Consider the following 677-nt stretch of genomic DNA (forward strand, 5'->3'; position numbering starts at 1 on the left):
TTTTAGAAGTATCTTGGTGATTTAATTCGTTTAGTTTTAAATACCTCAAACATGAGCAGTACTTCATGTGTTCCACTTGTATAAGGTCTAATATCTGATATTGGATATTCATATGCATAACCAATTCTCAATTGTTTTGATACTTGGAAATCGGCAATGCCACCAATCGCTGCGGCAGATTGGTTAATTCTGTAACCTCCACCTATCCAAAATATTTCATTAAACAAAAAGTTTGCTGAAATATCAAAAGATAATGGAGCGCCATTTGTAGCTTTTAATAAAACCGATGGTTTTAGCTTTGTTGTTTCGCTTAGATTGAACACATAACCACCAGTAAAATAGTAGCTTATACGTTCCAACGCCACATAATCGATATTACCGCTTCCGCCATTATTATAATCTGTATTAAGGATTCTTGGAGCTGAAAGTCCAAGATACCAACGTTGAGAATGCCAATAAATTCCGGCACCGACATTGGGACTCCACCTGTTTGATACATCGTTAAAAAATGGATCGTTTACAACAGAAGGATCATTTAACAGCTCTTCGTCCAAGCTGTAATGTGTAAAGCCACCTTTAATACCAAAAGCCAATTCAGAATTAACGCCTGTTGGGATAGTATATGAGAAATCACCATAGATATATGAAAAATTTTCATAACCCAATTTATCATTGAT

At 35.2% G+C, this 677-nt stretch carries 1 protein-coding gene; it reads right to left on the reverse strand.

The features are described from left to right. Positions 1–2: 2 nt before the first annotated feature. On the reverse strand, positions 3–677 hold a 675-nt coding region (locus LBV24_RS15380), incomplete at its 5' end, for a PorP/SprF family type IX secretion system membrane protein (RefSeq protein WP_224479482.1).

It is taken from the genome of Winogradskyella vincentii (genome assembly GCF_020166345.1).
Lineage (GTDB): Bacteria > Bacteroidota > Bacteroidia > Flavobacteriales > Flavobacteriaceae > Winogradskyella > Winogradskyella vincentii.